Here is a 9,424-nt window from a genome sequence, read left to right as displayed (position 1 = left end):
TGAGCCAGTACCAGATCGACCGCTTCGCCGCCTTCGCGAACCCGCAGCTGGACCCGAACGGCGTCGGCTACAACACCGCGCAGGCCCTGATCGCGCAGCTCGTCGGTGGCGGCGTGCGCCAGTTCGTCGGCGAGCCCCAGTACCGCTTCCATCTCCTCCTCCGCCAGGGGCCGTTCGACCGCATGCTCGCGCAGGACGGTGGTGTCGGCCAGACCGATGCCGAGGGCGGACAGCACCCCGGCCATCGGCGGGACGAGGACGGTGCGGATGCCCAGTGCCTCGGCCACGGGGCAGGCGACCTGGCCGCCCGCGCCGCCGAAGGTGGTCAGGGCGTAGCGGGTGACGTCGTGACCTCGCTGGACGGAGATGCGCTTGATCGCGTTGGCGATGTTTCCCACCGCGATCCGCAGGAAGCCCTCGGCCGCCTCCTCGGCCGACAGGTCGCCGATCCGTTCGGCGAGTTCGATGAATCGGCGCCGCGTCAGCCGGGAGTCGAGCGGTTGGTCGCGCTTCGGGCCGAAGACCCGCGGGAAGTGCTCGGCCTGGATGCGGCCGAGCAGCAGGTTGGCGTCGGTGATGGTCAGCGGCCCGCCGCTGCGGTAGCAGGCCGGTCCGGGGTCGGCGCCGGCCGAGTCCGGACCGACGCGCAGGCGTTCGCCGTCGAAGCGCAGCACCGAGCCGCCACCCGCCGCGACGGTGTGGATGGCCAGCATCGGTGCCCGCAGCCGTACCCCGGCGACCTGGGTGGTGACCACCCGCTCGTACGCGCCCGCGAAGTGTGAGACGTCCGTGGAGGTGCCGCCCATGTCGAAGCCGATCACCCGCTGGTGGCCGGCCAGCGCGGACATCCGCACCATGCCGACGATGCCGCCGGCCGGGCCGGACAGGATGGCGTCCTTGCCCCGGAAGTGCCCGGCCTCGGCGAGGCCGCCGTTGGACTGCATGAACAGCAGCCGGACACCGGCGAGTTGGTCGGCCACCTGCCGGACGTAGCGGCGCAGCCCGGGATGGAGGTAGGCATCCACCACGGCGGTGTCTCCGCGCGGCACCAGCTTCATCAGCGGGCTCACCTCGCTGGACAGGGACACCTGGTCGAAGCCGAGCCGCTCGGCGAGCCGGCCGATCTCCCGCTCGTGGGCGGGGTGCAGGTAGCTGTGCAGGCAGACCACGGCGACCGAGCGGATGCCGTCGTTCAGGCAGTCGCGCAGGTCCTCGGCGAGCCGGTCGAGGTCGGGCGGTCGTAGTATCTCGCCCTCGGCGGTGATCCGCTCGTCCACCTCGATCACCCGGGTGTACAGCGGCTCGGGCAGCACGATCTCGCGGGCGAAGATCTGCGGCCGGTTCTGGTAGCCGATCCGCAGGGCGTCCGCGAAGCCACGGGTGATGACCAGTGCGGTCGGCTCGCCGGTACGTTCCAGCAGGGCATTGGTGGCGACCGTGGTGCCCATCCGTACGGAAGCGATGGTCGCCCCGGGCGGCAGGAGGGCCCGGATGCCGGCCACGGCCGGGTCCCGGTAGCGGGCCGGGTCGTGGGAGAGCAGCTTGTGGGTGAGCAGCCGGCCGTCCGGGTCGAGCGCGACCACGTCGGTGAAGGTCCCGCCCCGGTCCACCCAGAACTGCCAGCCCCTGGCTGCCATGACCGGCTCCCTCCGCCGTGCCGCGTGGCGCCCCGTGCGTGAGTGGCCCTGCGCACGAGTATCCGACCGGGCGAACCGGGCGGGCAAACGGAACATACTGGGCGTGAAAGGCCGATCCCGGAGGAAGCGGGACGTAGCGATGGCGATCACGGCGGTGGGAGTGCTGCGGGAGACCGTACCGGGCGAGCGCCGGGTGGCCCTCGTGCCCGACCTGGTGCCGGCCGTCCGCCGCCTCGGCGTGACGGTCCTGGCGGAGCCGGGCGCAGGCCTCCTCGCTGGTCACCACGACGACGACTACCAGGCTGCGGGTGCCGTCCTGGCCGGACGCGACGAGGTGTTGCGCCGTGCGGACGTGCTGCTCGGCATCCGTCCCCCGAGCACCGACCCGGTGCGCGAACTGCGCCCGGGGCAGGTACTGGCCGCTTTGCTGCGGCCGCAGCGGATCCCGTTCCTGGTCCGGCAGTGGGCGGACCGGGGCGTGACCGCGATCGGCCTCGACCTGGCGCCCGACCTGCCGGCCGGGTACCCGCTGGACGCCGGGGCCTCGCAGGCCAGGGTGGCGGGGTACCGGGCGGTGCTGCTCGCCGCCGAGCGCCTGGACCGCTGCCTGCCGCCCTGGGGCACCACGGACGGGCTCTTCGACCCGCTTCGGGTACTCGTGGTGGGCGCCGGGCATGCCGGTCTGCAGGCGATCGACACCGCCTGCCGGCTGGGCGCTCCGGTCGGCGCGGTCGAACCGCGGCATCGCGAGCGTGCGGCTGCCGCCGCGCTGGGAGCCGACCTGCTGTGCCTGTCCGGTGTGCACCAGGCGGTGGACGACCGGGAGCTGTGGCAGTCCCTCGACCGGGACCGTGCGGCATGGGTGGCGGGGCTGGCCGAGGCCTCGGTGCGGTACGACCTCGTGGTGACGGCCCTGACCGGGCCGGACGGGACGCCCCCGGTCCTGCTCCGCACGGCGACGGTGGCCCGGCTCCGGCCCGGCTCGGTGCTGGTGGACCTGGTGGCGGGCCCGGAGGGCGGCAATGTCGAGGGCGTCCTGCCGGACACCACGACGCTGGTCGGTGACGGCATCACGGTGATCGGTGCCGGCGAGCTCGCCGCGCAGGTGCCCGGGACCGCCTCGCGTGCGTACTCCCACAACGTGCTGGCGCTGCTGGAACGCCTGCTGCGGGGCGGCCCCGGCACGGAGGACCCGGTGCTCGCCCCGATGCTGGTGACCGACCGGGGCGCGGTGCGGCACGAGCCGACCAGCAGGCTGCTCATGGAGGCGACCGCCGTCGCGGGCCTGCCGTGAGATCCCGGACCCCGGCCCGTGCGCGGTTTCAGGGCCCGGGGTGGGGGAACAGCGCCGCGTGGCGGGCGATCGCTCCCGCACGGTCGGCGCACTGCTGGTAGCAGCACGAGAGCAGCACAAGGTCGGTGGCGTCCACCGGATCCATCCGCTCGGTACGGAGCAGCAGCTCGTACAGGAGCCGTTGCCGTTGGCCGACTTCGTGCAGCTCCGCGAGGACGTCCGCGGCGTCCTCGGGGGCGCCGGATTCCAGGGCGTGGGCGGACCGTTCGAGTGACTCCAGCGCCGCGTCGGCGATCCCGTGCAGCGGAGCCCGTAGCCGCTCGATGAACGGTGGCCTCTCCTGGCGCGCCCAGGCGGCCTCCAGCAGCCGTTGCGCCAGGTCCGCCAGGGCCTCGACCTGGCACCCTACGTGGACGCCCAGGACGACCCCGGCCCGTCCGCCGGGAGCCGCGGCGGCGTCCTCCTCGATCCGCGTCAGCAGTTCCGCGAGGGCCTTCTCCGCAACCGGGACCCCAGCCCCGCTGTCGGCCGGATCGGTCAGTACGGCCGTCGCGCCGCGCAGAGCGGTGTGCGCCAGTCGCACCAAGGCGGCCGACTCGCCGATGAGGGCGGGGTACCCGCCGTCTCCACCGTCAGACATCCCGTTCACTCCTGTTCCCGGTCTCCCGACCAGTCTCGCCCCGCCGCAGCGGACGTGCCTCGGTGCCCGGGGCGAGGGCGGGGCGACCTGGCCATCGGATCGGTGTTCCAGGGCCCGGCCCTGCGCCGGGCCCTCGTTCCCGGCCTCCCCTGCTCAGACCAGGCCGGCGCCCCATGCGCGGGCGCGGTCGAGTTCGCCGGCGCGCAGTGGTCCGTCGTTGCCCTCCACGATGAAGCCCTCGGGTTCGGCGACCACGTCGTCGTGGTGGTGGGAGAGCCGGTGGGCGATGCCGTTGGCCGCGCCGCCGGCCCTGGGCATGTCGACCCGGGTGTCGAACGCGGCGGCGTAGGTGCCGGACCCGGTGGTCGGAAGGTCGTGGAACCAGGCTCGTAGGCCCGGGCCCTCGGCGGTCTCCCGCGCGTCGGCGGCGGCCTCCTCGCGACCCTCCTTGTGCCCCTCGGCCGCGGCGGCCATCCGGCGGCTGATCCCGGAGGACATGCCGTGCATGTGGGTCGGTCCGCCGACCACCAGCAGGTCCGCGGACCGGGCGGTGTCCGCGTTCGCCTCGGACACCGGGAGGCAGTCGACGGCCGCCCCGGGGTCGGTCCGGCGGACACCTTCGGCGATGGCCTCGGCGACATCCCGGGTGTTGCCGTACACGCTCTCGTACACGATCACGGTGTGCATGGTCTCCACCTTTCGTCACGTCCAGGCTCGCGCCGCGCGGGCGGTCAGGACCTGGGCCGTTCGGCCCGGATCGGACCGCCGGGCGGGCATGTCCGCACGAGAGCGGGCGTCGGTTCCCGGTTCAGGGCAGGGCGGATGGCACCGTCACGACAGGGCAGTGGGCTCGGCGGAGCAGGCCGTGGGGTACGGAGCCGAGGCGCATGCCGGTGAAGCCGCCGTTGCCGCGGCGGCCGACGACCACCGCGAGGGCGTGTTCGGAGGCCAGGGCGAGCTCCTCGACCGGGTGGCCGTGCACGACTTCGTGGGTCACGGTCACGTCGGGGTGGTGTTCGTGGTGACCCGCGGTGGACTCGAAGATCATCCGGCGCAGCATCCGCTCGGTGGCGGGTTCGTCCAGGTTGCCCACCGGCGGGCGCTGCCAGACCCACAGGACGCGCAGCGCGGCCCGGCGCTCGTCCGCGTACGCGAAGGCGAAGTCGACGGCGGGCTGCGAGGACGGGCTGCCGTCCACGCCGAGCCCGACGTACGGCGGGTCCTGGGTGGTGTGCTCGGGGTCGCGGACCACGACCACCGGACAGTGCGCCTGGGCGCTGACCGGGACGGCCACCGAGTAGGTGCTCAGCGCCTCCTCGACCCGGCTCAGCCGGCGGGAGCCGAGGACGACGAGCGCGGCGTTGCGGGACTCCCGGCACAGTGCGGGCGCCGGGACGTCCTCGGCCACCACGGTGGTCACATCCAGTCCGGGGTGGCGCTCCCGGGCCAGCGTGGCGGCCCGGTCCAGTGCCCGGTCGGCCCGCTCGCGCAGGGCCGTGTGGTAGCGGCCCTCGTCGAAGGGCCGGAACTCGCGGTACAGCGACGGCACGGCGTGCACCAGCCGCAGTGGCAGGCCCCTGCGGGCGGCCTCGTCGGCCGCCCAGGCGGCGGGCATCGAGCCGGTGTCGTGGGCGTCGACGCCGAGGACGACGGGACGGCCGGGGCCGTCGGGGCTTGCGGACGTCATGATGGTCCTCCTCGGTCCGGTGGTCCCGGTGACTTCGGTGAGGTCGATGACGCGGACCCTGTTCCCACGCCAGGCAGCTCCGCCTTGCGCCGCGAGGGCCGCCCGGCCCGGTCGTCAGATCCCGTGCTTGAGCAGCCGGGCGGTCGTGAAGCCGACGGCTCCGGCGAGGACGGGCGCGGCCAGGTCGGACCGGCCGAGCGGCACGGTGTCGAGCACGCCCGTGAGGCCGTGGGTGAGCAGGTTGATCCAGAGGATCTGGCAGCGCCGCCACGGCGCTTTCCGCCCGGACCTCCTGGACCACGCCCACGGTGGTGTTCACCACGACCACCAGGGCGATCACCACCGCGTCCGGATGGTCGCCGATCGCCACCGTCAGCGCGACGGCCGCGAGCAGCACGGTGATCAGGGGGTCGCGCAGCTGGGCTGCCACCCGGGCCCACAACGGCACCCGGCGGTCGGCGACGACCTCGTTGCGGCCGTGTTCGGCGAGCAGTCGTGCGGCCTCGGCGCCGGTCGGCCCGCGGGCCCGCGGGTCGGCGGAGACGGTCACGGCGGAGGCCCGTCAATCGGCGAAGAGGTGCGGTTGTGGCGGGACGGTTCGAGTGGGCGACGGCTCGTGGTCGAAGTGGTGGATCCGGGCGTCCGGCCCGGGAAAGTACTCGGTGACCCGGTCCTCGTCGGACCAGCGGACGTCGTACGGCGGGCTGCCGTCCGGGTGGTGCAGCCCGACGATCTCGCCGTCCCGGCGGGCCGCGCCCGGCCGGGTGCCCTGGACGATGATGCGGTCTCCCACGGCGGCTTTCATGCCGGCCTCCCTGGCTCGGTGCGGGGCCGGGGACATGGCCCGGCCGTCCGTACTTCCATGGCACCACCGATCGAGGGCTCCGGCAGGGGCCGGCGGGCCCTGGTCGCGCGGCCGTTCGCCCCGGGTACCCGCACGCATCCGTCGGGAGCTGCTGGACGCCGGGATCCCGGACGAGGTGGTCCGTGCCGCCGGTGAGGCCCGGGCTGCTCACAGCCGGAAGCACTGGGTCTCGCCGGGCAGGACCGTCGTCTCGGTGCCGCGCAGCCGGATGCGGACCGGCTCCTGGCGGTCCGGGCGCAGGCTCACCGTGACGGTGCGGCGGTCGACGGCGAGGGTGAGGCCCCAGTGGCCGCGGTAGCGAAGGTCCAGTTCCAGGCGGCCGAGGGCGGAGGGCAGGTGCGGGTCCAGCCAGAGGGCGTCCTCGCGGACGTCCAGGCCGGTGTAGCACCGTTGCAGCAGGTCCACCGCGCCCGCCATGGCGCCCAGGTGGACGCCCTCGGCCGTGGTGCCGTGCTGGTTGTCCCGCAGGTCGGCCACCAGGGCGTCGCGGAAGTGGTGCCAGGACGCGCGGCGGTCGCAGCGGGTGAGCACCCAGGCGTGCACCACCGAGCTGAGCGTCGAGCCGTGGACGGTGCGCCGCAGGTAGTAGTCGGTGGTCCGGCGGAGCAGCTCGTGGTGCGCCGGGTGGCCGAGATGTCGTAGCAGGTCGCGGACCTCGCGGGCGGAGAACAGGTACCAGAGCATCAGTGCGTCGGCCTGCTTGGAGGCCTTGTAGCGGTTGACGGTGTCGCCCTCGGCCTCCAGGATCCGGTCGAGCCGGCGCAGGTCCGGGTAGCGGCGCCGGTACTCCGGCCAGTCGAGTTCGGCGAGGCGCTCGTAGCCGTCGAACTGGCTCAGGACGCCGTCGTGGAACGGGACGTGCAGGTGGCGTCCGACCTCCTGCCAGCGCTCCAGCTCTCCTGCGTCGAGCTCCAGGCGCTCGCGCAGCTCGTCGCGGCGGTACCCGGGCAGGACGTCCAGGGCGTCCTGGGCACGGGCCAGCACCCAGGAGGCCAGCACGTTGGTGTACGCGTTGTCGTCCAGGCCCGGCCGGGTCTTCCAGGGGTAGCCGTCGTGGTACTCGTCGGGGCCGAGCACCCCGCGGACGGACCAGTGGCCGCGGGCCGGGTCGTGCACGGCGACGGAGGACCAGAACCGGGCGATCTCCAGTAGCATCTCGGCACCGGCGGTGGCGAGGAAGTCCCGGTCCCCGGTGGACTGGTAGTACTGCCAGATGTTGTAGGCGACGGCCGAGCCGACATGCCGCTGGAGGTGGCTGTGGTCGGGCAGCCAGCGTCCGGACAGCGGGTTGAGGTGCAGCTGCTGGGACTCCTCGCGGCCGTCCCGGGCGCTCTGCCACGGGTAGACCGCGCCGCGCAGCCCGAGCTCCCGGGCCTGCCGGCGGGCGGCGTCGAGGCGGCGGTGGCGGTAGCGGAGCACGGCCCGGGCGAGCTCCGGGAAGCGGAGGTTGAGCAGCCGCAGCACGAACAGCTCGTCCCAGAAGACGTGCCCCCGGTACGCCTCCCCGTGCAGTCCGCGGGCGGGGACGCCGACGTCCAGGTCGACGGAGTGCTCGGAGTAGGTCTGGAGCAGGTGGAACAGGTTCAGGTGCAGCGGGCCGGCCCCGTCGAAGTCGGCCTCGATCCGGCAGCGGCGCCACAACTCCGCCCAGCGCACGGTGTGTTCGACGAGCAGCTGGTCGAAGTCGCCGGCCTCGGCGGCGAGCAGGCGGGAGGCGAGCAGCGGGGTCTCGATCGCCCGGTCGTGGGAGGTGTGCACGGCGACGGTCTTCGTCACGGTGACGGGCCGGCCCGCCGAGCCCTCCAGGGCGAGGAGGTGGGCCACCCGGCCCTCGCGGTACTCGGTCGTCGCGGTGTGCTCCCGGTCGGCGCGGATGCGGGCGCAGAGGGCGATTCGCAGGGGCGAGTCGATCGCATCGGCTTCGAGTCGGAGCAGACCGTCCTCGTCCACCCCCTGGCCGGCCGGGACGAGGTGGCGCCCGGCCAGGCCCCGGTAGCGGGCGACACCGGTGTTGGTGATGCGGCCGTCCAGCCCGGAGCGGACCTCCCACGGGCCGGACCAGTTCTGCGGGGTGAAGGTGCTCTCCAGGACGAGCAGGTGCGGCCGGGCCTGGCTGGCGAGGCGGCGTTGCACGAGCGTGGTGCGCCGGCCCCGCTCATCGACCACCAGGGCGGTGCGGGTCAGCAGTCCCCGGCGCAGGTCCAGTTCCAGGGTCTGCTCGGTGGGCGGGCCGGTGAACCACCTGCCGTCGGCCGGGCGGAAGGTCAGCGGCAGCCAGTTCGGGCAGTTGATCAGGTCCTCATTGGCCACCACGTGCTCGCCGACCGTGGACTCCGCACGGTCGTAGCAGCCGGCCAGGTACGTCCCCGGGTAGTGCACCCCGTCGGCGACCGATTCCGGCGCGGCGCCGCGGCTGACCAGGTAGCCGTTGCCGACCGCGCACAGCGCCTCCCGCAGGCCCTCCTCGGCCGGGTCGAAGCCCTGGTAGCGGAGGGTCCACGGGTCCGGCATGTCGGGATTCCCCGCGGGCGGGTCTGCTGCCACGACGTGACCTCCGTGCGACCGGTCTGTCTCCAGTCTGCGGACGACGGCACCGCGCCGCTCGGCGGTCCGGCCGGGGCCGGTCGGCCCTTCCCCGGAGCAGGGCCGGGCGCCGAGTCTGGGAGACGGAGACAGGAGGTGAGCCATGTCGACCGTCGATCCGCCGCTCGCCACGGCCGAGGCCCTGCTGGCCGACGGCACCACCGTGGAGCTCCGGCCGCTCGGGCCGGACGACCACCGCGCGGTGCTCGACCTGCACGCCGCCGGGATGGCCGAGGAGAGCCGTCGGATGCGGTTCTTCGGCGTCAGCCGCAACGCGCCCCGGCAGGCCGCCGCGCTGCTGCGCGCCCAGGCGCTGCCCGCCCCGTGCGGCGCGGTCGCCGTGGTCTCCAACGCCGGAGGCATCGGCATCCTCGCCGATCACGCCGAGCGCCCCGTACTCGGCGTCCACCAGGGTGACGGCGGCCTCCACGATGTGCTGGAGAGCCTGGGTGAGCTCCAGGTCGCGTCCGACCGCCAGCACCGCCTCCAGCAGGCTGTGCACCCGGTCCCGGGTGCCGCGGGCGGCGTCCGAGCGGGCCTGGAGCTCCTCCAGGAGCTCGTCCAGCCGCAGCTTCGGTACGGGGGCGGGGTTCTCCGACGCGTTGCCCAAGGAAGTCCTCCGTGGCTCGCCCCCGATGCCCATGACCAGCGTAGGCGTGCTCGCGGCGCCCCGGCGGGTGCGAGGAGGGTCCATCGGCCCATCGGGAGCACCCCGGCG

The 9,424-nt window shown here is 74.2% G+C and carries 7 protein-coding genes and 2 pseudogenes; 1 reads left to right on the top strand and 8 read right to left on the bottom strand.

The window, feature by feature from the left end; all coding sequences use genetic code 11:
• On the bottom strand, nucleotides 1-1,637 hold a 1,637-nt coding region (locus ACIQOV_RS13300; protein ID WP_401048201.1), incomplete at its 3' end, for a hydantoinase/oxoprolinase family protein.
• 139 nt (nucleotides 1,638-1,776) lie between these two features.
• Here ACIQOV_RS13300 and ACIQOV_RS13295 point away from each other — a divergent pair.
• Nucleotides 1,777-2,931, top strand: a complete 1,155-nt coding sequence (locus tag ACIQOV_RS13295; RefSeq protein ID WP_401048200.1) for an NAD(P) transhydrogenase subunit alpha — start codon at nucleotides 1,777-1,779, stop codon at nucleotides 2,929-2,931.
• A 28-nt stretch (nucleotides 2,932-2,959) separates the two neighbouring features.
• Here ACIQOV_RS13295 and ACIQOV_RS13290 read toward each other — a convergent pair whose 3' ends face one another.
• The 7 genes and pseudogenes from ACIQOV_RS13290 to ACIQOV_RS13260 form a co-directional block, all read right to left on the bottom strand.
• Nucleotides 2,960-3,571, bottom strand: a complete 612-nt coding sequence (locus ACIQOV_RS13290; protein ID WP_401048197.1) for a hypothetical protein — start codon at nucleotides 3,569-3,571, stop codon at nucleotides 2,960-2,962.
• A 153-nt stretch (nucleotides 3,572-3,724) separates the two neighbouring features.
• On the bottom strand, nucleotides 3,725-4,258 hold the full coding sequence (locus tag ACIQOV_RS13285) for a flavodoxin family protein (protein WP_401048195.1): 534 nt from the start codon (nucleotides 4,256-4,258) through the stop codon (nucleotides 3,725-3,727).
• 121 nt (nucleotides 4,259-4,379) lie between these two features.
• Nucleotides 4,380-5,258: a universal stress protein gene (locus ACIQOV_RS13280; protein ID WP_401048192.1), complete on the bottom strand. Its 879-nt coding sequence runs from the start codon at nucleotides 5,256-5,258 to the stop codon at nucleotides 4,380-4,382.
• 385 nt (nucleotides 5,259-5,643) lie between these two features.
• Nucleotides 5,644-5,808, bottom strand: a pseudogene (locus ACIQOV_RS13275) (cation-transporting P-type ATPase); the annotation flags it as partial.
• A 12-nt stretch (nucleotides 5,809-5,820) separates the two neighbouring features.
• Nucleotides 5,821-6,063: a DUF1918 domain-containing protein gene (locus ACIQOV_RS13270; protein WP_401048190.1), complete on the bottom strand. Its 243-nt coding sequence runs from the start codon at nucleotides 6,061-6,063 to the stop codon at nucleotides 5,821-5,823.
• Between the two features lie 207 nt (nucleotides 6,064-6,270).
• The gene (locus ACIQOV_RS13265; RefSeq protein ID WP_401048187.1) at nucleotides 6,271-8,634 is read right to left on the bottom strand and encodes a glycoside hydrolase family 65 protein; all 2,364 of its coding nucleotides are present in this window, start codon (nucleotides 8,632-8,634) and stop codon (nucleotides 6,271-6,273) included.
• Between the two features lie 438 nt (nucleotides 8,635-9,072).
• Nucleotides 9,073-9,349: pseudogene (locus ACIQOV_RS13260) on the bottom strand (hypothetical protein); the annotation flags it as partial.
• Nucleotides 9,350-9,424 lie beyond the last annotated feature (75 nt).

It is taken from the genome of Kitasatospora sp. NPDC091257, assembly GCF_044757675.1.
Classification (GTDB): Bacteria; Actinomycetota; Actinomycetes; order Streptomycetales; family Streptomycetaceae; genus Kitasatospora; species Kitasatospora lactacystinica.
This window is presented reverse-complemented; position numbering and strand designations above follow the sequence as displayed.